Here is a 20,476-nt window from a genome sequence, read left to right on the forward strand (position 1 = left end):
CAGCCCTCAGCCCATGGAGTGGCGGTAGCCGGCGGAGTATGCCCCGGTGACATGGTGTTCCAGCTGGCGCTCGATATCGCCCAGCAGCGACGAGGCGCCAAAGCGGAACAGGTCAGGCTGCAGCCAGCGGTCGCCCAGTTCGTCTTTCATCAGAGCGAGGTAGACCAGCGCGTCCTTCGCCTTGGAAATGCCGCCAGCGGGCTTGTAGCCGACGCGGTAGCCAGTGCGGTCGTAGTAGTCGCGGATTGCGCGGATCATCACCAGGCTGACCGGCAGGGTGGCGTTGACGCTTTCCTTGCCGGTCGAGGTCTTGATGAAATCGGCACCCGCCATCATGCAGACAAGCGAGGCGCGTGCCACATTGCGCAGGGAGCCCAGTTCGCCGGTGGCCAGGATGGCCTTAACATGCGCCTCGCCGCAGGCAAGGCGGAAGGCTTTCATTTCGTTATAGAGTGCCTGCCAGTTTCCGGTCAAAACGTGGCGGCGGGAGATCACGATGTCGATCTCTTCAGCACCATCCTTGACGCTTTCCTCAATCTCGGCAAGCCGCAGGTGGAACGGCGACAAGCCGGCCGGAAACCCGGTGGAGACCGCGGCCACCGGGATACCTGTGCCCTCCAGCGCCTTGACGGCGGTGGGGATCATGTCGTGGTAGACGCAGACCGCGCCAGTAGTGAGCCCTTCCATCCCCAGGCTGCGCAGGATTCCCGCACTCACCGGCTGGCGCGCCTTGGCACACAGGCGGCGGACACGGCCTTCGGTGTCGTCGCCGGATAGTGTGGTGAGGTCAATGAGGCTGACGGCTTTCAGAAGCCAGGCAGCCTGATGGTCCTTCTTGACACTGCGGCGGCCCGGCAGGGTGGCGCAGCGGCGTTCGATGGCCGAGGTGTTGGCCTGCACGGCAGCGACCCAGTCCAGGTCCAGCTCCATGCCAGGATTGCGCGGCTCTGCCAGCTGCGGCAGCTGCGCGCTTCTTTCAGCGATATGGCTTTCCATTGGGGATCCTCAGAAGAGTTCCGTGCGAAAATCGCACGGGTGCGGCATATTGGCAAGCGAACGCTCCAGGCTGCCGTTAGGTTTTTTGACTAAATGGACAAAATATTGCCCCGAATAGCCAGAGCTTCGGGTTGCGGCCCGATAGGGAGAGCTGGCAAAGAGCGCAAATCGTGTTTTGCGATTCTGCTGCCGCTGCGGCGCGCATTCCGGTGGCAGAATCGGCCCCGCATGCTAAATTTAGCGGTATGAGCAGTGCAGAACCCCATATCAGCGAAAATCCGTACCCTGAAACCCGTCCTGTCATCCGCCAGCTGGATGACAGTGCCATCAACCGGATTGCCGCAGGTGAGGTGGTGGAACGCCCAGCATCGGCGGTCAAGGAACTGGTGGAGAACGCCATCGACGCCGGCGCCACGCGGATCACTGTAGAGATTGCCGACGGCGGTAAAACCCTGATCCGGGTGACCGATGACGGCTGCGGCATGACACCGGAGGACCTGCCGCTGGCGCTCTCGCGGCATGCGACTTCCAAGATCGACGGCTCGGACCTGTTGAACATTCACACCTTCGGTTTCCGCGGCGAGGCGTTGCCCTCGCTTGGCGCGGTAGGGCGGCTGACGATCACCAGCCGGGCCGGGGGTCATGAGGCAGCGCAAATCCGTGTCTCCGGCGGCAAGCTGGAGCCGGTAAAACCGGCCGCCTTGCGGGCGGGCACCATTGTCGAGTTGCGCGACCTGTTCTTTGCGACGCCGGCACGGCTCAAGTTCATGCGCACCGACCGCGCCGAAGCGCAGGCGATCTCCGACACGGTGAAACGGCTGGCGATGGCGGAGCCGTCGGTGGGATTCACCCTGCGGGATGTCTCCGGGGGCGGCGAGGGGCGGGTGACTTTCCGTGCCGATCCGCTGACCGGCGACCTGTTTGATGCGCTGCACGGGCGGCTGGCCTCGGTGCTGGGGCGGGAGTTTGCCGAGAACGCGCTGAAGATTGACGCCACGCGTGAGGGGATCCGCCTTTATGGCTATGCGGCGCTGCCGACTTATTCCCGCGGCGCGGCGGTGGCGCAGTTCCTGTTCGTGAATACCCGGCCGGTAAAAGACAAGATGCTGACCGGCGCCTTGCGGGCGGCCTATTTCGATTTCCTGAGCCGCGACCGGCATCCGGCGGCGGCGCTGTTCATCGATTGCGACCCGCAACTGGTGGACGTGAACGTGCATCCGGCCAAATCCGAGGTGCGGTTCCGAGATCCCGGCCTTGCCCGCGGGCTGATCGTCTCTTCCCTGCGCCACGCGCTGGCGGAGGCGGGGCACCGTGCCTCCACCACGGTGGCAGGTGCTACGCTGGGGGCGATGAAACCGGAACAGCCGACTGCCAGCGGCGCCCCGAGGATCTATCAGATGGAACGTCCGTCTTATGGCGCACGGCACGCCTCCTATGCGGCGCAATCCCCGGGCCAGCCGCAGGCGCCGTTCTATGATGCGCTGCCATCGCCAGGCTTTGCCGAACTGGCGGAGGCTTACAGCGGCCGGGTGACGGAAACACCAGAGGCATCAGTGGCCCCGGGTCAGCCCTCGGAAGCGCCCGAAACCTCCGTGCCCGGGGCCGAAGCCCTGCCGCTGGGTGCGGCGCGCGGCCAGGTGCATGAGAACTACATCATTGCCCAAACCGCCGACGGCATGGTGATCGTCGACCAGCACGCCGCACATGAGCGGCTGGTTTATGAAAAGCTGAAACGCCAGATGGCGGAAAACGGTGTCGCGGCTCAGGCGCTGCTGATCCCGGAAATCGTTGAGCTCAGCGACAACGACTGCGCCTGCCTCTTGGGCATGGCGGAGGAACTCGCGAAATTCGGCCTCGGCATCGAGGCGTTTGGCGGCAACGCCATTGCGGTACGCGAAACCCCGGCGATCCTGGGGGAGGTCAACGCTGAGGCGATGATCAAGGACATCCTGGACGAGCTGTCGGATCAGGGCGAAAGCCAGCTGGTGCAGGCCAAGATCGAGGCGATCCTCAGCCGGGTGGCCTGCCACGGCTCGATCCGGTCCGGCCGCAGGATGCGGGGCGAGGAGATGAACGCGCTTCTAAGGGAGATGGAGGCCACCCCCCATTCCGGCCAGTGCAACCATGGACGCCCCACCTATGTGGAACTGAAACTGGCAGATATCGAGCGCCTGTTCGGGCGCAGCTGAACAATAACCCCCGGTAAAGGGAGGACGAGCAGTGACATTGGAACAGGCCCAATGGGCAATCTACGCGCTGGCCGGGCTGGCGGCGCTTTTGGCCTCGGCGGCGTTGCGTCTGCGCGGCCATGCAAGGCGTATGGAGCAGCTCAACGCGGATCTGCGCAGCCATAACGCGGGCTTGCAGGCTGAGGTGGCGCGGCTGCCGGCACTGACGGATGAACTGGCCACCCTGCGCCGCACCAGCGAGAACGAGCGCGCCGCGCGCTATCAGGCCGAGGCGCAGGTGCAGGCGCTGAAGGCGGAGCATGCGGCGCGGCTGGAAGAGTTGAACCACATGAACCAGCAGGTGGAGCACAAGTTTGCCGCGCTGGCCTCGGGCGTGCTGAAACAGAACTCCGAAAGCTTCCTGAGCCTGGTCAGCGAACGCTTTCAGGCGCACAGCAAGACGGCGGATGCGGATCTGGCCAAGCGCCACGCGGCGATCGAAAGCCTGGTGAAGCCGCTGGATCAGAAACTGGGCCAGTTCGGCGAGCGGATCAAGGAGATCGAACAGGCCCGCAATGAGGCCTATGGCGCGATCAAGGCGCAGGTGAAGCACTTGGCCGAGGGCCAGGCGGCGCTGGGCGGCGAGACCCGCAAGCTGGTTCAAGCCTTGCGCGCTCCCAAGACCCGCGGACGCTGGGGTGAGATGCAGCTGCGCCAGGTGTTCGAGATGGCCGGCATGGCCGAACATGTGGACTATGAGCTGGAGAAAAGCGTCGGCACCGATGACGGCCTGCGCAGGCCTGATGCTGTGGTCCGCATTCCAGGCGGTAAGAGCATTGTGGTGGACGCGAAGACTCCGTTGGAAGCCTATTTGGACGCGCTGGAGGCGGAAACACCTGATCAGCAGCAGGCGGCGCTGGCCCGCCATGCAAACCACGTAAAAACCCATGTGCGCCAGCTGGCCTCGAAATCCTATCAAAGCGCCTTGGGTGAGACGCCAGACTTTGTAGTCATGTTCATCCCTGGCGAGACTTTCGTTTCCGCCGCGGCCGAAGCGGATCCAGGACTGATCGAGTATGCATTTGAAAACAAGGTGCTGATTGCGACACCAACCACCCTTATGGCGCTGGTCAAATCCATCGCCTACGGCTGGCAGCAGGAGAAGATGGCCGAGAACGCGGTCGAGGTGCAGAAGACCGCCAAAGAACTGTATGACCGGCTGGCGACGTTCTCCAAGAATCTGGCCTCAGTCGGGCGGTCGCTGTCTTCCTCGGTAAACAACTACAACAAGGCAGTGGGATCTTTGGAAGCCCGCGTGCTGCCCTCCGCCCGCCGGTTCGAGGCAATGGGAGTCGTGTCAAACGGGGCGGAGCTTGAGGACCCCGGGCAAGTCGAAGTCGAGCCGCGCCAGGTGGCGCTGCTGGCGGAGGACTGAATGCAGCTGCCTCCAGCATTGCGTGCGGGGGAGGCGGCGCTGCTGCGGGCTGCGGAGGTTGAGGCCGAACGCATCGTTGCGCTTCTGCGGATCGCGGTGGCACTGGGCCTGATACTGGCAATGATGCTGGCTCTGGATTCTGTACGGGTGGTGGACGAGCCGCATTTGCGGCGTCAGATCGGGCTGGCAACGGTCACCATGCTCTCTTACCTGGCAGTCGGTGTGCTGACCTATTGGGCGATCAGCAAGGGGCTGTTCAAGCCTTGGATGATTTGGCTGGCGGTGTTGGCGGATTGCGGCTTTCTGCTTTTGAATACCTTTCTGTCGCTGGTGAATACCGGAGTCCCCGGCGGCGCGGTCTTTGCGATGCCAGCTGTGTGGATGGCCCCGGTCGTGCTTGCCTTTGGAGTGCTGAGACTCAGCCCCTTGCGGCTTGCAGTGATGCTGGTGCTGATTGCAGCCGGGTTTGGCTGGATGATCCTGTGGCAGCCGCCTGACGCCGCGCCGGATCTGGTTGAACGGATCAGGCTGACCATGGATTCACCTCCGAATTTCATGCGGCTGGTGATGCTGTGCCTGGCCGGCGTCGTTCTGCTGGTGGCGGCGGTCCGGATGCGCGGCCTGTTGCACCGCTCCCTGGAAGAGGCGCGCCAAAAGGCAAACCTGACCCGCTACCTGCCGGCCCAGCTGGCGGGACGCCTGGCGGGAGGCGGGCTGGAAACGCTGCAGGAAGGCCGCCAGCAGCAGATGGCCATTTTGTTCATCGACATCCGCGGCTTTACGAGCTGGTGCGAAGGCCGTGAGCCGCAGGAGGTCAGCAGCCTGATTACGGAATTCCGCGCCCGCGTGGAGGAAGTGGCAGGCCGGAACAGCGGATTGATCGACAAGTATATCGGTGACGCGGCGATGATCCTGTTCGAGGGAGAGCGGGCGGCGGTGCGGGCGCTGGACTGCGCCGAAGGTCTGCTGGCGGAAGTGGCCGCATGGTGCCGGCTGCGGGAGCAGGCGGGCGACGCTGGGCTGGCAGCAGGGATCGGAGTGCATTGGGGCGAGGTGTTTTCCGGCGTGACCGGCACGCCGCAGCGGCTGGAATACTCCGTCTTTGGTGATACCGTGAACACCGCGGCGCGGCTTGAGCAGCTGACCAAGGTACATGACGTGGCGCTGATTGCCTCTGAAACGCTTTTGCAAGAGGCCGGGGCCGAGCCCGCGCGCAACGGCTGGTCTGCGCTGCCGACGGAGGTCTTGCGCGGGCGCAGCGAGGGGCTCGCGCTCTTCGGCAAGGCGCAGGGCTGACCGCGGGTCCGTTTGCCCCAGATCAAAGACTTAGGCGTTTCGCCCGCTGTTTGATATGCTGAGGCAGCGAACAGAAGGAGTGAAGCAATGCTGGAGATCTCAGTCCGCAAGGTGGCACAGGTGGCGATGATGGCCCGGGAACTGGGCCGCGCGGAGGGCGAGCTGCGCGCCTTCATAGACCGGATGAGTGAAGACCAGCAGGCGGAGCTGGTCGGCATCATGTGGGTCGGCCGCGGCAGTTTTGAACCCGAAGAACTCGGTGATGCGATCTATACCGCCCGGCAGGAAGCGACCACGCCAACCGCGGATTACCTGCTCGGCACTCCGCATCTGGCTGACAATCTGGAAGCTGGTCTGGAGGCGCTGGGCATTGATGTGCATGACGTCGAGGACGACGTAATCGGCCGTTAAGGCCGGGATGCCACGCTGTCAGGCTTCTCTTGTGTTCGCACAGCAGAAGGGCGCCGCAGTCACGGCGCCCATTTCCTTTGAAGCGGGGTCCGGGGCGCTGCCCCGGACCCCTGGATATTTGAGGCCAGGTTAATGAAGGACCTTGGAGGTCGCCCGCAGGTTTTCGCTTGCGGGCACTCAGGGCTTTTAGCCCTTGCTGTCAACAATTTCGAGGTGCTGAGCCAGCCTGCCGATTTCACCCATCCATTTCTCCACCAAAGCCGGATCGCTGGGCGCGGCGTGTACCCCGGCGGCGATCTTGCCGTTCATGGCGGCTTCGATGGCGAAGGAGACCGGATAGGACACCAGACGCGCCATCGCTGATCCGCGCTCGTCGCCCCAGGCATCCATCACATAGGTCTTGTGCCAGACCTCGGCGCCGCCTTTCTCGGCCTTCAGGCCCACGCATAGGACAACCCGGTCCGGCTCGCCCTCGTCATAGGCGTTCTCGGCCCAGAATTGGTCCGACATTTCCTTGAGGCGGGCGTCGCCCTCGGGGCCGGACAGGGTCTCGACCTCCTTGAACACGTCCGCCCAGGCGTCTGCCCAACCGTTGAGGCGCAGGGTGCCGCGGACGAACTCCTTCACCTTCCAGTCCTCGCCGAACTCATACTGCGCCATGAAGGGGATCGAGTCGCGGTTCGGGTAGACTTCGAAGCTTTCCGGGGAGGGCAGCGGCGCCTCGTAGGAGGAGATCGCATCCCAGGGGCGGGCAACGTCCAGCTCTTTGAAATCGCGGATCGATTTGGAGGGCGACCGCAGCGCTTTCAGCACGCCCAGCGGCGACCAGCTGAACTTGTAGCGGAACGGGTTCGGGGTCTTGGGGATGCCGCCGCAGTAGGAGATGAAGCTGATCTCGTTTTCGGGGTCAAAGGCATCGGAGGCCTTGTAGTCCGCCACCAGAGCATGCGCCATCAGGTGGTCGATGCCGGGATCCAAACCAACCTCGTTGATCAGGCAGACGCCGGCGTCCTTGGCCTTCTGGTCCAGCGCGCGCATTTCCTGCGCGATGTAGGAAGAGGATACGAAATGCGCGCCGTGCTCAATCGCCAGCTCCGCCAGCGGAACGTGCCAGTCCCCGGGCAGCATGGAGACGATCACGTCCTTGGGGCTCAGCATCTGGCCCAGGTTGGCGATGCTGAAGGCGTGGATATTGGTGGTCAGATCGCCGACCGCCTCGCGCGCCTTGTCGGTGGTCCGGTTCCAGACCGCCACGTCGTGGCCCGCTTCCAGCAGGCGGCGCAGGCCGGGGATTGCCGACAGGCCGGTGCCGCACCAGTGAATAGTCATGAGAGTTCTCCCTTATCCGAATTTCAGTTTGGCCGCGACGATCACCAGAACGGCACTCACGGCGCAGATATTTGCCAGGATCAAAGGCCAGTCGCCGACCATCACCCCATAAGCCAGCCACAGCGAGACGGTCGCCAGGAACATCAGGTTCGACGGCAGCGACAGGCCGGAGGTGTCGCGGGAGGCCCAGGCCTTCCAGGCCTGGGGGATCCAGCAGACGGTGCCCAGAAAGGCTGCCAGATAGCCGACGTAAGGCGCCATCATTCGGGCAGATGCTCCAGGAAGGTGGCCTTGGCCCGGCCCCAGACACCGCTCTCCAGATCCGTCAGCGCCTGCAGCGAGGGCAGCAGCTGGGCGGCATAATCCTCAGAGCTTTCCACCGGCAGCATCGACGGCAGGTTGTCGATCGCCATCACGTCAAGGACCGGGTTTTCGGCGACGCGCAGCGCAGGGGCCTCCCAAGTAGTGGCCTGGGTATAGACCGGCACCGGGTTGTAGTCGCTGTCCGGGTCGCAGGCGACATCGCCGATGGCAGTCAGCTTGCGGCCCGCGCTCAATGCTTCACGGGGAACAAAGACCGGAGTGCCGGGCCGCGCGAATATGCAGTTCAGGAACAGGTCATGGTCCAGGATCTCCGGGAAGGGGCCGCCGCTGGCGGTCTCGGCCATGTCCCATTTGGTGACCTGCACGCCTATTGCCTCGCAAAGGTCGGCAGCGCCGGTGCCGACACGGCCAAGCGCGCCGATCACGATTGCGGTGGGGCGGTCCTTGTTCAGCGCGTCAAGCTCTGCGCCTAGATCTGACAGCAGCGCGTCCTTGCCGCCATAGACGCCAACCGGCCCGCACAGTTCGCCGCGCTGCTGGGCGGCCCAGGCTTTCAGTGTCACCGCCGCGCCGGCGTAGCCCGCCCAATAGCCAAAGGCGGCAACCCGGCGGCCGGTCTCATCGACCAGATATTCCAGATCATAAAGTGTGCCGCCGCCGGCCTTGAACCGCTCCAGAAGTGCCTTGCCGGAATGCTGGCCCTTGAAGGCATGGCCGAACATGATGTGGCGGTGCGGCAGCGGGGTGCCGTCTTCGGGCAGTTCCTTGAGGCCGAAGATAATCGCATCCGCAGGCGCCTGGGGCCAGGAGTTCTCAGACACAATCTCGCAGCCCGCGTCAATGTAGCCCTGTAGCGGGATCGCGCGTACCGAGCTCTCCTCCACCGTGACCTTGATGCCGCCCGCCAGCAGTGCCTTGGCGCCTTCAGGGGTCAGGCCGACCCGCTCTTCGTTGGGGCGCTGTTCGGCCCGTACCCACAGATGCGTCATTGTCATGTCCTTCAAAGCATTCCCTTGGCATACACTGCGCGAACGGACTCGCGCTGTTCCATTGCCGTCATGAAGTTCCGGATTTTGGGGAAGTCCGCCACGTTCACCCCGTCGCCTTCCAGCCAGGTGCAGACCACATAGAGGTAGCAATCGGCGAGGCTGATTTCCTCCCCTAGCACAAAGGGCCCGCGCAGCCCGGCCTGGCTGATGTACTCGCAGGAGGCCGCCATGGTCTGGGGCACCATCTTCTGCATGTCTTTCCAGCTGGAGCGTTCCTTGGCCCAGCGGGCGCCCCGCAGCCTGTGGGCGTGGTTCACATGCATGGTGGAAGCCAGGTAGAACATCACTTCGCGCATCCGGGCCAGCTGCACCGGTTCTTGCGGGCGCAGACCTGCGTCCGGCGCCATATCGGCGATGTATTCCAGGAGCGCTCCGGTCTCGGTCAGGATGCCGCCCTCGACCGCCAGCGCGGGCACCCGGCCCTTGGGATTGACCTGGGCATAGGCCGCGCCGGTTTGTTCCTTGGCGGCAAAGTCGATTTTCACCGTCTCATAGTCGATCCCGGCCTCTTCCAATGCGATGGCCACGGCCACCGAAATTGTGTTGGGCGCGTAATAGAGCTGCATGGTCTTCCTCCCCTTCGGACGTCACAGATGTGTCTGGGCAAAGTGCCGGTCCGGCGCTTCCAGGTGCGGCACCGCGTTGAACAGAACCGGGCTCCAGTGGCCGCCGATGGGGAACAGCCGGTGCATGGATGTGTTCATGACCGCAAGCGCAATGCGTGCCATCCCCGCGGTATCCAGCCCCATCGCCTGCCGCAGCGCCATCGAGATCAGCCCGCCCGAGGTGACCACAAGCGCCGGGCCGTCACCTGCGGAGATTTCCTCCAGTGCCTGCCGGGTGCGGGTCTCGAATTGCGACCAGCTTTCGTAGGGCTCGGAAATCTCCCCGCCGGCCCAAGCGGCAAAGACCCTGGGAAGGTGTTCGACAAAACCCTCGCGTTCTTCCGGTATCGGCAGCCCGTGTTGATCACGCATCGCCTCGGCCAGGGTAAAATACTCCATCTCGTTGAGGCGGGCGTCCTGCACTGCATCCGCATATCCCATCGAGGCGGCGGTTTCGATATGCCGGGTCAGGGTGCCGCAGTAGACGCGCGGATGATGATTACCGCTGTTGCGCAGATGCTCCCCCAGCCAGACCGCCTGCTGGTGGCCCAGGTCGCTCAACCGGTCATAACTTGCCTCGTCACGGGCGCTGGTATTGGCCTGGCCGTGGCGGATCAGCGTGATGTGGGACATAGGCGGGCGGCTCCGTTGTTACCGGGGAAGTCTTAGGGGAGGTTCCGGGCAGAGGGAAGAGAGGGTTTGGGCGCAGGTCCCTTCAATTCCGTTGAGAGCGCCAAGATATTGGAGCACAGTGGGCCTGTCAGCCTGGAGACCTATCATGCCTCTCGACCCTCAGCGATTTCTCGATGATCTGCATACCCTGCGCAGCTTTGGCGCCTCGGGCGCGGGCAAGGGGGTGGTGCGGCAGGCCTATTCCGGGGCCGACATTGCCGCGCGGAAATGGCTGGCGGAACGGATAAAAGAGGCTAGCTTAGAGCCGCATTTCGATCCGCTCGGCAACTTGTTCGGGCTGGCTGGGGAAAGGAGCCTGCTGCTGGGATCGCACAGTGACACCCAGCCCGAAGGCGGCTGGCTGGACGGGGCGCTCGGGGTGTTGGCCGGGCTGGAGGTTGCCCGGGCGGCCAGGGAAGCAGGCGGGCCGCCCATCTCCTGCGTCAGCTTCCAGGATGAGGAGGGGCGGTTCGGGGTGCTGACCGGCTCAGATGTCTGGACCGGCAAGCTGGCGCTGGAGGCGGCGGACGGGTTCACCGACAATGCTGGCAATTCCCTGGCGGACATGCGGGCGCAGATGGCGGATCTGGCAGGGGATTTCCTGCCGCATGGCCGGTTCAGCGGCTTTCTGGAAATGCATATCGAACAGGGTCCTTATCTGGAGGAAACCGGGCTTGGTATTGGAGTGGTGACGGATATCGTCGGCATCCGCGACATGCGGATCAGTTTCGAGGGCCGCCAGAACCACGCAGGCACCACGCCGATGCACCTGCGACGGGACGCGTTTCAGGCGCTGTCTGCCTTCAATGCGGCTCTAAACAGCCGGCTTGCCGATGTGGTGACACCTGCCACGGTCTGGACCATCGGCCATGTGGCGCTGCATCCCAATGCCGCCTCGGTGGTGCCGGGGCGGGTGGAGTTCTCGATGCAATGGCGTGATGCGGATGCCGGCCGGCTGGCGCGGATGGAAACGGTTATCAAGGAGACCGCGCAGGAAATTTCTGCCGGCCACGGCGTCGCGGTGGCGCTTGGCCCGGTCATGGGGATCGAACCGGCAGCGATGGATGCACGGTTTCAGGCAGAGCTGGCAGCCGCGGCGGAGGGGCTGGCGCCCGGGAAGTGGCAGAAGATGCCCTCTGGCGCGCTGCATGATGCGGCCAATCTCGCCACGGTGATGCCCGCGGGGATGCTGTTCGTGCCCTCCATCGGCGGCATCAGCCATGCCTTTGACGAGGATACGGACGAGGCGGATCTGGTGCTGGGCTTGCAGGTGCTGGACCGGGCAGCCCGGGCGCTGGCGGTTTGAACCTGGCGGCGCGTAAGAGGGGCAGGGCGCTCCCGCCTGTTCCCGGACATTCAAAGAATACCCGTCACAGTTGGGCCTGGCGCCGCTAGCGCGGCGCGGGTCAGGCCCGGCCGTAGCCGCGTTTGAGCATCCGCTTGCGGTGCTTGTCGGCGGCCAGGGATGCCTCGCGCAGGTTGCCGTAGATGTTGATGACGCTTTGCCCGTTGCTGCCGGCCACACCCCATTCGCGCAGCACGGAGACCTCGGAAAACAGGTTCATCGCCAGCTCGATGCGGTAGAACCGCGACGGGCGCGAGGGGGCTTGGCGGTAGAGCAGACAGGTGGCCATAGAACGATTCTACGCGCAGCGATTCGGCCGGGCAAGAGGCCAGTACCAGACTGCGCTAGGCCGCGCCCAGAAGTGTCAGCCCCAAGAGGAGTGACGAGAGCGCGGCGACCGCAAAGGCGGCGGTGCGCAGGACCGGGAGGCCAACGGAATAGATCACGTAATGCGCTACCATGCCGAAAAAGAATGTAACACCCAAGGTGCCGGGCTGGTCTTCGGCGGGTATCACCAGCGTGGCGATGATGGCGAGCGGCGCAAAGGCGGCAAACAGCTCCACTCCGACAATATGCGCCCGGTGCGCGCGCTGGGCCCAGGGCGACTGAGGTTTGTCGTCGGGGCTGGGGTTGGCGAGCGCCCCCATCAGGCCGCGGACAAAGATCCGGTCGAGGATATAGGGCACCCAGGCCACCGCCACCCATAGCCCGGACAGGGCGGTGAAATACTGCAGCTGCGTCATTGCGCGTTCCTCCATCTGACAAGAGGAAGCGTAGTGTTTTCAGGCTGCTTTTCTACTTTTGCGCGGTCAAACCCAGTCCACATCGCCCAAGAAGATATAACCCGCGCCATAGATCGTCTTGATCAGCCGCGGGTTCTTGGGGTCCTCGCGCAGCTTGGTGCGCAGACGCGAGATGCGCACATCCATCGCCCGGTCGAAGCTTTCCCCGGCTGCACCGCCAAGCGCCTCCTGCATCTGGGCGCGGGAGATCAGCCGCTTGGGACTGTCCAGGAACAGCCGCAGAACCTCGCCTTCGGCATGGGAGAAGGGGGTCTCGGCGCCTGTGTCATCCTCCAGCACGTAGCGGTCGAAATGTGCGGTCCAGCCGGAAAACCGGGCGGTCTCGCTGGCTGGGGCCGCAGTGCGCGGGCCGCTGCGCAACCTGGCCCGGACCCGCGCCACGACCTCGGCCGGGTCAAAAGGTTTGGTGATATAGTCGTCCGCGCCGAGCTCCAGCCCGGTCACCCGGTCCTGCACCTGGGCCCGGCCGGAGATGATGATGACCGCCGCCCCCTGCTCCAGCGCCAGCCTATGCACCAGCGCCAGCCCATCGGTGTCGGGCAGCGACAGATCCACCAGGCAGACATCAGGCGTCACGCGGTTCAGCGCCGCCTCGAATTCGCGTGCGCGGGCGAAGCTTTGAGTGCGGAAGCCCGCGTCCTCCAGCGTTTCGGTCAGGATCCGGCGGATTTCCGGCTCGTCATCCAGTATGGTGACCAGGGGGGATGTCATACGGCGGGCTCCGGTGCGATCAATTCGGACAGCTGGTGAGTGGTGAAAGGTTTGCGCAAAACCGGCCCGCATTTCAATGCCTTGCGGAACAGCGGGTCGCTGGTCGGCAGCGAGGTCATCAGAATGCAGGGCAGGCCGGAACCGTCGAGCCGGGCGGCCAGGTCGATGCCGGTGGCGCTGCCTTCCAGCTTGATGTCGGACAGCACCAGCGCGATGTCCGGCAGGTCGGCGGTGAGCGCGCTGGCCTCGTCCACGCTGGCCGCTTCGATGACCGAATAGCCAAGGTCGATCAGCATGTCGCGGAAGGCAGCGCGCAATTCCTCGCTGTCCTCGACCAGCAGCGCCATGCCACCCTTGGCATCGGGGGCCTGGCGGTAGGGCAGCCGCAGGGTGACCGAGGCGCCGGTCTGGGTGTTGCCAAGCCGCATGTCGCCGCCTGCAAGCTTGGCCATGTCATAGACCATCGGCAGGCCCAGGCCGGAGCCTTCGCTGCCCTTGGTGGTGAAGAACGGGTTCAGGGCCTTTTCCAGTGCCTCGGCAGAGAAGCCGGGGCCGGTGTCGGTGACGGTGATCTCCACCCAGGTCTGCCCGACCGCATGGGCGCTGACGGTGATCTGGCCGAAGGTGCCGCAGGCGTCGCGGGCATTCAGGATCAGGTTCAGCAGCGCATCCTGCAGTTTGCCGCTGTCCAGCAGCAGCACTTGATCCGGCATATTGTCGAGGATGCTGAGGCCTACCCCCTGCGGCAGCGACGGAGAGGCGAGGATCTTCAGCTCGCTCAGCAGGTCGTGCATGTTGGTGGCCTGCGGGCGCAGGGTGCGCTGGCCGGTCATTTCAGCTATCCGGTTTAGCAGCCGTCCGCCGCGCCGTGCAGCGGACAGTGTGCCCTGGACCATTTCCGCGGCCTCACCGCCCAATCCCATCTTTTCCAGCTTGCCCTGCATCCCCAGGATGATGGTCAGCAGGTTGGAGAAATCATGCGCCAGGCCGCTGGTCATCTGAGCCGCCATTTCGCGGCGGCGGGCCTGCTGCAGGGCAACACGTGCCTGGGTTTCCTCGGTTACGTCCATCGAAAGGATATAGACGCCGCCCTGCTGGTCGGGGGTAAAGGCCACCCTGATCCGGCGGCTGCCGTGGCTTTCGGTGAACTCGAACACCGGGCTGCCGCCCTTGTAGGCGGCCAGCAGATGCGGCTCGATCCGGTCAAAGGCGTCAGGCCCCAGCGCGTCCGAGATATGCATGCCCAGAATGTCCGAAGGGCGGCTGGGAAAGACCGAGCTGAGGCGGCGGTTGGTGTAGGTGTAATAGCCGTCCGCATCCACATGGGCGATATGGGCAGGCATCATCTCGGTCGTCAGCCGGGTGCGGCCTTCGATCTCGGTCAGTTGCCGCTTGGCCTCTTCCAGAGCGGTATTGGTGGCCTCCAGCTGACGGTTGGCGGCAGAGAGCTCCTCGGTATAGGCGATCAGCTTTTCGGAAAGCTCCTCCGAGCGCGCCCGCAATAGCTGCTCCGCCCGCTTGGTGCGGGTAATATCTGTATAGACGGTGACCCATCCGCCTTGCGGCAGCGGCGAGCCTTCGATTGAAATCATTTGCCCGTTGGGGCGTTCGCGCTCCAAATAATGGGCCACGAAGTCCAGCGCCTGCTCGACCCGGGTCCGCACGATCTCTTCGATGTCTGTTTCCGGGGCATATTCTCCGTTTTCCGCAAGAAACCGGATGGTCTCGGCAAAGGACGCGCCCGGCTGCGTCAGGCGGTCCGGCAGATTGAACATTTCCTGAAAGCGGCGGTTGCACACGGCCAGCCGCAAATCGTTGTCATAGATCGACAGCGCCTGGGCGATCAGGTTCAGCCCGGCGGTGGTCATGGCGGCGTGCTGCTTATTCGTACGGTTCATGGCTCTCCCCGGCCCACGGCTAGCACCGCTGCCCAACGGGGGCAAATTGCCATTCGGCCGCGGGGGGGGGATGGTGCCGCCTCCGAAAGGCTCAATCGTCTCCTGGTTGCCGTGGGGGTAGGAGCGGCTGGCGTCCCTTTAGATTCGCATTTGAGAAAGAATCATCTGGCGGTCAATTCGGTCATTTGCCGATCCGTGCGCATCCCGCGCAGTTTCGGCCGCGGCCTCCGCGCGGTAAGAAACGTTCGCCCCGATTGGAGTTGGCTTGCCTTGCGTAACAATCTGTAAAACAAAGGGAAGATGCCTGTTACAATTCGTAAGAATTAGGAAAACTTCAGGAAAAAGTTGACGGGCTAATCTGTCGCTGTCCCTAATCGGGGCCAGAACCGCGGACGGCGGTCGGTCCGGCAGCAACGCCGGAAAGGGAGGAAAGAAAGTTGGCTCAGATGCAGATGGGCGCCGAAGGGATGAAATCCCTGCCGGCGCTGCTTCAACGCAATGCGGCGCAATTCGCAGACGCGCCGGCCTACCGGGAAAAGGAATTCGGCATTTGGCAATGCTGGACCTGGTCCGAGGCGGCAAAGGAAATAGAAGCTTTGGCGCTGGGTTTGATCAACCTTGGCGTGAACGAGGGTGATTTTGTTGCCATTATCGGCCGCAACCGCCCCTATCTCTACTGGTCGATGGTCGCCGCGCAGGCGGTGGGTGCCGTGCCGGTGCCGCTGTACCAGGATGCGGTCGCCGAGGAGATGGCCTATGTGCTGGGTCACTGCGGCGCGCGCTTCGTGATCGTTGGCGATCAGGAGCAGGCTGACAAGGTGATCGAGATCCAGGATCAGCTGCATCAGTTCGAGCACATGATCTATCTCGACCCGCGCGGCATGCGGAAATACGACCACACTCAGCTGCACCAGTTCAGCCATATCCAGGATCAGGGGCGGGCGGCCCATGACGAGCTGATCGGGGAGCTGAACAAGCGGCAGGGCAAGCTGGATTATGACAGCACCTGCGTGATGCTCTACACCTCCGGCACCACCGGCAAGCCCAAGGGCGTGGTGCTGTCGAACCGCAACGTAATCGAAAGCGCCAAGAACTCTGCTGAGTTCGACAAGCTGACCCAGAACGAGAATATCCTCTCCTACTTGCCGATGGCCTGGGTTGGCGACTTCATCTTCTCGGTCGGACAGGCCTACTGGTGCGGCTTCTGTGTGAACTGCCCGGAAAGCGCCGACACCATGATGACCGACCTGCGCGAGATCGGTCCGACGTATTTCTTTGCGCCGCCGCGGGTGTTCGAGGGTCAACTGACCAACGTCATGATCCGGATGGAGGATGCAGGCGCCCTGAAGCGAAAGATGTTCCATCATTTCCTGGCACACGCCAAGAAGGTCGGGGGCGACATTCTGGACGGCAAGCCCGTCGGCGTGATGGACCGCCTGAAATACGCGCTGGGCAACCTTCTGGTCTATGGCCCGCTGAAGGATACGCTGGGTTATGGCCGCATTCGCGTCGGTTACACCGCGGGCGAGGCGATCGGGCCGGAGATCTTTGATTTCTACCGCTCGCTGGGCATCAACCTGAAACAGCTCTATGGCCAGACCGAAGCCACCGTGTTCATCACCGTGCAGCCGGATGGCGAAGTGCGTGCTGATACCGTTGGTGTGCCGGCGCCGGAGGTCGAGATCAAGATCGGCGACAACGGCGAGATCTATTACCGTTCGCCAGGCACCTTCGTCGAGTATTTCAACAACCCGGAATCCACTGCTTCTACCAAGGACCCCGAAGGCTGGGTAGCCACCGGCGATGCTGGCTTCTTCGAGGAAGGCTCAGGCCATCTGCGGATCATCGACCGTGCCAAGGACGTGGGCAAGATGGCCGACGGCAGCATGTTTGCGCCCAAGTATGTGGAAAACAAGCTGAAATTCTACCCGGACATCTTGGAAGCGGTTCTGTTCGGCAATGGCCGCGACCGCTGTGTTGCCTTCATCAACATCGACCTGACGGCAGTGGGCAACTGGGCGGAACGCAACAATATCGCCTACGCCTCCTACCAGGAACTGGCGGGCCATCCGAAGGTTCTGGAAACCATCCGCTCGCATGTGACGGCAGTCAACAAGTCGGTCGCGGAAGACCCGATGCTGTCAGGCTGCCAGATCCATCGCTTTGTGGTTCTGCACAAGGAACTGGATGCGGATGATGGCGAGATGACCCGTACCCGCAAGGTGCGCCGCCGTATCGTGGAAGAGAAGTTCGACGATATTATCACCGCGCTTTACGACGGCTCGGAGAAGGTCTCGACCGTCACGGAGGTGACCTATGAGGACGGCCGCAAGGGTTCAATCAAAGCGACATTGACCATCGTTGATGCCGAAGTGAAACCGGCAGCGCCGCACAAGGTGGCCGCGGAATGATGCAGGTATCGCCGGAAATGACCCCGCCCCGTGCCGGGCAGGCCGGACCGGTCTCAGATCAGGTCGGGGTTCAGGCCAGGATTGAAGGCCGTGTTGACCACCTGCTGGATCTTGAAGCGGGAGCTGAACCCGTGTGTCTGCTCGATAATCGAGGCCAGGCTTTCGGATTGGCTGAGGCCCATCTGCTTGCATTCGATGGCCATCTTCAGAAGGCAGGAATGCTCAAGTTCGCCGAACATAACGTCGATCTCCTTGCTGCTCGTTACCCACAAGTATCGCACGGAAATCTTAAAATTTCTATGCGGCAAAATAATGGAGGCCGTTGTTATGCTTGACAATTCCTTAAGCTATGTGACTGACGACGGCCGCACCATTGGCGGCGTGGTGATGGAAATGAAGAACATCACCCTGCGGTTCGGCGGCGTGGTGGCGATCAAGGATATCTCCTTTGACATCCGCGAAGGCGAGATCCGCGCGATCATCGGCCCCAACGGTGCCGGCAAGTCGTCGATGCTGAACGTGATCTCCGGCTTCTATGTGCCGCAGGAAGGCGAAGTCCTGTTCCACGGCAAGAAACGCCCGCCGATGCGCCCCTACGAGGTGGCGCGCCAGGGCATCGCCCGGACCTTCCAGAACATCGCACTGTTCGAAGGCATGAGCGTGTTGGACAACGTAATGACCGGGCGGCTCAACTATATGAAAACAGGCCTGTTTTCGCAGGCCCTGTGGAAGGGGAAGGCGGAGGCCGAAGAGACCGAGAACCGTGAGGTTGTGGAGCGGATCATCGACTTCCTGGAGATCCAGCACATTCGCAAGACACCTGTTGCGCGGCTGCCTTACGGCCTAAAGAAACGGGTCGAACTGGCGCGGGCGCTGGCGGCGGAACCGAAGCTGTTGCTGCTGGACGAACCGATGGCCGGCATGAACGTCGAGGAGAAGGAGGACATGTCCCGCTTCATCCTGGATGTGAACGACGAATTCGGCACCACCATTGCCCTGATCGAGCACGACATGGGCGTTGTGATGGACCTCAGCGACCGGGTCGTGGTGATGGACTACGGCAAAAAGATCGGTGACGGCACCCCGGATGAGGTGCGCAATAACCAGGATGTGATCGACGCATATCTGGGGGTCAGCCATGACTGAGTTGCAACACAGCAACACCCGGCCCCGGCGGGGTGACTTCCGTACACCCCCTGTGCACCCCCTGTGCACCGCCGCAGTGCAGAATTCCGAGGAGAGCCTCTAATGCCCGAACAACTCGTCTTTGCGATGGAAGTGACGCTGAACGGCCTGATGGCGGGCGTGCTTTATGCGCTGGTCGCGCTGGGGTTCGTTCTAATCTACAAGGCGTCCGGCATCTTCAACTATGCCCAAGGCGTGATGGCGCTGTTTGCGGCGATGACGCTGGTGGGGATCATGCAGGGGCAGGTGCCCTTCTCGCATGTGATCAACGCGGTCTTTGGCGGCCATGTCACTCATTTCGGCTGGAACGTGCCCGGGGTGCTGGCGATTGCCCTGACGGTGGCGGTGATGGTGCTGCTGGCCTGGCTGGTGCAGGTGCTGGTGATGAAGCATCTGGTGGGCCAGGAGCCGATCATCCTGTTCATGGCCACCATTGGTCTGGCCTACTTCCTGGAAGGCGTCGCCGACCTGATGTGGGGCTCCGAAATCAAGACGTTGGACGTGGGCCTGCCGCAGGGCATCAACCTGTGGATCGACGAAACCACCTTCAACATTTTCGGCTACGGCTTCTTTATCGACAACCTGGATATCGTGGCGACGGTGATTGCGGCGCTGCTGGTGGCGGGGCTGGTCTGCTTTGCCCAGTACACCAAGCAGGGCCGGGCCATGCGTGCGGTGGCGGATGATCACCAGGCGGCCCTGTCGGTCGGCATCTCGCTGAACTTCATCTGGGTTCTGGTCTGGTCGGTCGCAGGCTTTGTGGCGCTGGTTGCCGGCATCGTCTGGGGCACCAAGTCCGGCGTGCAGTTCTCGCTGTCGCTGATCGCGCTGAAAGCGCTGCCGGTGCTGATGCTGGGCGGCTTCACCTCGATCCCCGGCGCCATCGTTGGCGGCCTGATCATCGGCGTGGGCGAGAAACTGTTTGAGTTCGCCATTGGCCCGATGGTCGGCGGCGCCACCGAGAACTGGTTTGCCTATGTGCTGGCGCTGCTGTTCCTGGTGTTCCGTCCGCAGGGGCTGTTCGGGGAGAAGATCATTGAACGGGTCTGACGCTCATATGATCTGCTCCCTGCATCCTCAGCCCTCAAGCCGGCGGAAAGCAGCGATGACGACGGCGGCAAAGACGCTGGCCACCAGGGTGAAGGCGATTGTCAGATCGCCGATCACCTGCCCGGCGAGGAAGGTCAGCAACCCCGCCCCGCACAGCCCGATCAGCATCAGCCCCCAGGGGCCGGGCGCGTCTCTCGAAACCACACGCCGCTGCGGCTGTGCCTCGAAAGATGGCAGCACGGTTGCGTCCTCGACAGTTTCCAGCAGCCGGCCCTTGGCCACTGCATATTCGGATGCTGATATCCAACCCTTCTTCCGCGCGGCCTCCAGCCGCCGGATTTCCTCGAAAATCGCGGTCATTGATCCCACTCACTTTACCCGCAAACAGGGTGGCAAAGAGATTTGGGCGAAATGTGGCGAAGTCCGGATTTCTGAAGAAGTGGTTAACGGCGGAGCCGCGGCATGAACAAGATGATTGCCATCGTCAACGTGATCGCCTGGGCTGGTTTCTGGGCCTTCGGCTACCTGGCGCTGACGGCGGAAAGCTACAGCGAAACCCAGGTGGTGACCGCAGCGCTGCTGGCTTCTGCGGGGCTGATTACCGGCATCATCGCCTATCTGCGGCTGGTGCGCGGCAGCGAGCGCAGCGGCTATGCCAGACCTTCGGCGCGGATGACCCGCGAACAGCGTGACGCCGCACAGGCGCAGTGGGGGCAGGTCAAATGAGTGCCGCCGCTGAAACAATCAAGACAGACACCCGGACCGGGTCCCGTTTGCAAGAGAAAGGG

21 protein-coding genes are annotated in these 20,476 nt (G+C 63.3%); 9 read left to right on the forward strand and 12 right to left on the reverse strand.

Translation table 11 applies throughout. The features are described from left to right. Positions 1-6: 6 nt before the first annotated feature. On the reverse strand, positions 7-996 hold the full coding sequence (deoC, locus tag ACXAED_RS09150) for a deoxyribose-phosphate aldolase (protein ID WP_475049000.1): 990 nt from the start codon (positions 994-996) through the stop codon (positions 7-9). Between the two features lie 245 nt (positions 997-1,241). Here deoC and mutL point away from each other — a divergent pair, with 245 nt between their 5' ends. The 4 genes from mutL (at position 1,242) to ACXAED_RS09170 (ending at position 6,306) form a co-directional block, all read left to right on the forward strand. Next, positions 1,242-3,185, forward strand: coding sequence for a DNA mismatch repair endonuclease MutL (mutL, locus tag ACXAED_RS09155; RefSeq protein WP_475049003.1), 1,944 nt, complete (start codon positions 1,242-1,244; stop codon positions 3,183-3,185). Between the two features lie 31 nt (positions 3,186-3,216). After that, entirely contained in the window at positions 3,217-4,599 is a 1,383-nt protein-coding gene (locus tag ACXAED_RS09160) for a DNA recombination protein RmuC (protein ID WP_475049005.1), read from the forward strand. Then, a complete protein-coding gene (locus tag ACXAED_RS09165; RefSeq protein WP_475049008.1) occupies positions 4,600-5,895 on the forward strand; it encodes an adenylate/guanylate cyclase domain-containing protein in 1,296 nt (431 codons plus the stop codon). Between the two features lie 87 nt (positions 5,896-5,982). Beyond that, positions 5,983-6,306 (forward strand): DUF3775 domain-containing protein, encoded by a 324-nt coding sequence (locus ACXAED_RS09170; protein ID WP_475049011.1) that lies wholly within the window; start codon positions 5,983-5,985, stop codon positions 6,304-6,306. A 186-nt stretch (positions 6,307-6,492) separates the two neighbouring features. Here the strand turns inward: ACXAED_RS09170 and ACXAED_RS09175 are convergent, their stop codons facing one another. From ACXAED_RS09175 to ACXAED_RS09195, 5 genes are read right to left on the reverse strand one after another with little or no spacing between them, the layout of a single operon-like run. Continuing rightward, positions 6,493-7,635, reverse strand: a complete 1,143-nt coding sequence (locus tag ACXAED_RS09175) for a saccharopine dehydrogenase family protein (protein WP_475049014.1) — start codon at positions 7,633-7,635, stop codon at positions 6,493-6,495. Between the two features lie 12 nt (positions 7,636-7,647). Next, on the reverse strand, positions 7,648-7,896 hold the full coding sequence (locus ACXAED_RS09180; RefSeq protein WP_475053074.1) for a SemiSWEET family sugar transporter: 249 nt from the start codon (positions 7,894-7,896) through the stop codon (positions 7,648-7,650). Then, positions 7,896-8,948 (reverse strand): saccharopine dehydrogenase, encoded by a 1,053-nt coding sequence (locus tag ACXAED_RS09185; protein WP_475049016.1) that lies wholly within the window; start codon positions 8,946-8,948, stop codon positions 7,896-7,898. The genes ACXAED_RS09180 and ACXAED_RS09185 overlap by 1 nt, the downstream gene beginning before the upstream one ends. Positions 8,949-8,959: 11 nt before the next feature. After that, entirely contained in the window at positions 8,960-9,574 is a 615-nt protein-coding gene (locus ACXAED_RS09190) for a glutathione S-transferase family protein (protein ID WP_475049018.1), read from the reverse strand. A 21-nt stretch (positions 9,575-9,595) separates the two neighbouring features. Next, the gene (locus ACXAED_RS09195; protein ID WP_475049021.1) at positions 9,596-10,246 is read right to left on the reverse strand and encodes a histidine phosphatase family protein; all 651 of its coding nucleotides are present in this window, start codon (positions 10,244-10,246) and stop codon (positions 9,596-9,598) included. 145 nt (positions 10,247-10,391) lie between these two features. Between ACXAED_RS09195 and ACXAED_RS09200 the strand changes: the two genes are divergently transcribed. Further along, entirely contained in the window at positions 10,392-11,591 is a 1,200-nt protein-coding gene (locus ACXAED_RS09200; protein ID WP_475049024.1) for a hydantoinase/carbamoylase family amidase, read from the forward strand. Between the two features lie 100 nt (positions 11,592-11,691). Here the strand turns inward: ACXAED_RS09200 and ACXAED_RS09205 are convergent, their stop codons facing one another. The 4 genes from ACXAED_RS09205 to ACXAED_RS09220 form a co-directional block, all read right to left on the reverse strand. Further along, the gene (locus tag ACXAED_RS09205) at positions 11,692-11,919 is read right to left on the reverse strand and encodes a WGR domain-containing protein (protein WP_475049027.1); all 228 of its coding nucleotides are present in this window, start codon (positions 11,917-11,919) and stop codon (positions 11,692-11,694) included. 55 nt (positions 11,920-11,974) lie between these two features. Next, a complete protein-coding gene (locus ACXAED_RS09210) occupies positions 11,975-12,373 on the reverse strand; it encodes an MAPEG family protein (protein ID WP_475049030.1) in 399 nt (132 codons plus the stop codon). 66 nt (positions 12,374-12,439) lie between these two features. Next, positions 12,440-13,144 carry a response regulator transcription factor gene (locus ACXAED_RS09215; protein WP_027235691.1) on the reverse strand — a complete coding sequence of 235 codons (705 nt, stop codon included), beginning with the start codon at positions 13,142-13,144 and terminating at the stop codon, positions 12,440-12,442. Next, positions 13,141-15,042 (reverse strand): hybrid sensor histidine kinase/response regulator, encoded by a 1,902-nt coding sequence (locus ACXAED_RS09220; protein ID WP_475049032.1) that lies wholly within the window; start codon positions 15,040-15,042, stop codon positions 13,141-13,143. The genes ACXAED_RS09215 and ACXAED_RS09220 overlap by 4 nt, the downstream gene beginning before the upstream one ends. A 446-nt stretch (positions 15,043-15,488) precedes the next feature. Between ACXAED_RS09220 and ACXAED_RS09225 the strand changes: the two genes are divergently transcribed. Next, positions 15,489-17,453 (forward strand): AMP-binding protein, encoded by a 1,965-nt coding sequence (locus ACXAED_RS09225; protein WP_475053076.1) that lies wholly within the window; start codon positions 15,489-15,491, stop codon positions 17,451-17,453. 53 nt (positions 17,454-17,506) lie between these two features. On the opposite strand, the gene ACXAED_RS09230 is transcribed toward ACXAED_RS09225, so the two are convergent. Next, positions 17,507-17,692 carry a hypothetical protein gene (locus ACXAED_RS09230; protein WP_475049035.1) on the reverse strand — a complete coding sequence of 62 codons (186 nt, stop codon included), beginning with the start codon at positions 17,690-17,692 and terminating at the stop codon, positions 17,507-17,509. A gap of 88 nt (positions 17,693-17,780) precedes the next feature. On the opposite strand from ACXAED_RS09230, the gene ACXAED_RS09235 reads away from it, so the two are divergent. Both ACXAED_RS09235 and ACXAED_RS09240 read left to right on the forward strand, forming a co-directional pair. Continuing rightward, positions 17,781-18,599, forward strand: coding sequence for an ABC transporter ATP-binding protein (locus ACXAED_RS09235; RefSeq protein WP_475049037.1), 819 nt, complete (start codon positions 17,781-17,783; stop codon positions 18,597-18,599). Between the two features lie 102 nt (positions 18,600-18,701). Beyond that, complete coding sequence (locus ACXAED_RS09240) at positions 18,702-19,688, forward strand: branched-chain amino acid ABC transporter permease (protein ID WP_027235686.1); 987 nt, start codon at positions 18,702-18,704, stop codon at positions 19,686-19,688. A 27-nt stretch (positions 19,689-19,715) separates the two neighbouring features. Here the strand turns inward: ACXAED_RS09240 and ACXAED_RS09245 are convergent, their stop codons facing one another. Further along, positions 19,716-20,048 carry an SHOCT domain-containing protein gene (locus ACXAED_RS09245; protein ID WP_475049041.1) on the reverse strand — a complete coding sequence of 111 codons (333 nt, stop codon included), beginning with the start codon at positions 20,046-20,048 and terminating at the stop codon, positions 19,716-19,718. Between the two features lie 102 nt (positions 20,049-20,150). Here ACXAED_RS09245 and ACXAED_RS09250 point away from each other — a divergent pair, with 102 nt between their 5' ends. Further along, positions 20,151-20,414, forward strand: a complete 264-nt coding sequence (locus tag ACXAED_RS09250) for a hypothetical protein (protein WP_475049043.1) — start codon at positions 20,151-20,153, stop codon at positions 20,412-20,414. The last annotated feature ends 62 nt before the right edge of the window (positions 20,415-20,476 follow it).

The organism is Leisingera sp. ABM4_103, assembly GCF_056158685.1.